Consider the following 1148-nt stretch of genomic DNA (forward strand, 5'->3'; position numbering starts at 1 on the left):
CCACCACAACACATCCCAAATATTTAAATCAGAAGATTGTATACGATTTAATACTAGTTGTTAATGTAGTTCAGACTTGTGAACTTCCGATCTGTGTCGAGCCGGGCGGCCAGCGCCCGGTCGTGGCCGAGCCGGGCGGCGAGTTCGCGGATGTGCTCCTCGCGGGCGGTGGCGCGGGCGCGCAGTTCGCGGCGCTCGTCGTCGGCGGCGTGCTCGTCGTGCATGGCCGGGTTCGGCGGCACCAGGAAGAACGGCGGCTCGTCCTCGATCGGCGCGATCAGGGCGGCGGCGGTGCCGACGGCGACGGTGGAGCGCGGCAGCAGGGCGGCGTCGTGCAGGGCCGCGCGGGCACGTTCGAGCGAGGAGGGATCGGTGACGACGACGCCGTCGACCAGCTCGGGCCGGGCGGCGAGGATCGCCTCGTGGTCGGCCGGGTCGACGGACTGGGCGAGGTAGCGCCAGCCGGGCAGGGCGGGGATTCCGTGCTCGCCGAGGTACTCGACGGTGGCGAGCACGTCCGGGCCGGGCGGCAGCAGGCCGCCGTCGCCGAGCGCGGCGAGGATCCGGGAGTCGTCGGCGGCCGCGGTGCGCAGGTCGAACAGGGTGCGCTCGGCGGTGGCGACGGCCCGGTCGAGCTGCTCGCGCAGGTCCTCCGCGTTGCGGTCCAGCACGGCGGGGGTGAGGAAGCCCTCGTCCTCCGCGGCGCCCTCCTGGTACGGCGTCAGGGAGATCAGTTCGGCGAGCCGGGGCTCGGCGGCGAGCAGCGCGGCGGTGCGCTGCTCGGCGGCCAGGGCGCGTTCGGCGGCGGCCCGGGCGTCGGTGGCGCGGGCGGCGGCGAGTTCGGCCCGGGCCTCGGCGGCGGAGGACTCGCGGAGCCGGGCGGCGGCCTGTTCGGCGGCGCCCCGGACCTGCTCCAGTGCGGCCGTCGCGGCCTTCTCGGCGTCGGAGGCGTGCAGGGCCGCGCGGGCCGGGTCGCCCAGCGGGTTGGACGCGGATTCGGCGGCGTCGATCCAGCCGGCCTCCACGGCGGCGGCGGTCTCCTGCTCGACCTCGGCGAGGCGCTGGCGCAGGTGTTCGGCCTCGCTGCGGGCCTTCTGCGCGGCAGTGGCGGCGGCCGTCGCCTCGGAGTGCGCGGTGGACCCGTCCTC

Annotated in this window: 1 pseudogene; it reads right to left on the reverse strand. The window is 74.8% G+C overall.

The window, feature by feature from the left end:
• Positions 1 to 86: 86 nt before the first annotated feature.
• Positions 87 to 1148 (reverse strand): annotated as a pseudogene (locus ABZ641_RS38730) (hypothetical protein); the annotation flags it as partial.

It is taken from the genome of Kitasatospora sp. NPDC007106 (assembly GCF_040634455.1).
Classification (GTDB): Bacteria; Actinomycetota; Actinomycetes; order Streptomycetales; family Streptomycetaceae; genus Kitasatospora; species Kitasatospora arboriphila.